We start from the raw sequence: 206 nt of genomic DNA, 5'->3' as shown, positions 1-206 counted from the left end.
TTGTTTCATCGCCATGTTGACCGGGTAGCCGACTGACACATCGTCCCGCATCCTGAAGACGGCCTCTTCGTACACCATGTTACCTGTAGCGCCCGCTACGATCCCAGTGCTTCCACCAGTGGAACACCAGCCTTAAATGTCACTGCAGTTGTGCGTGCGAAACGTGCAATAGCGCTGTTGTGCATGATCTGCCCAATCACCGGGAC

At 55.3% G+C, this 206-nt stretch carries 1 pseudogene; it reads right to left on the bottom strand.

The annotated features are described in order from the left end of the window. Window positions 1-206: pseudogene (locus OZ10_RS20770) on the bottom strand (type II secretion system F family protein); the annotation flags it as partial.

Source organism: Xanthomonas cannabis pv. cannabis, from assembly GCF_000802365.1.
GTDB classification, from domain to species: domain Bacteria; phylum Pseudomonadota; class Gammaproteobacteria; order Xanthomonadales; family Xanthomonadaceae; genus Xanthomonas; species Xanthomonas cannabis.
The sequence above is the reverse complement of the archived record's forward strand: the minus strand, read 5'-3'. Positions and strand labels throughout refer to the sequence as shown.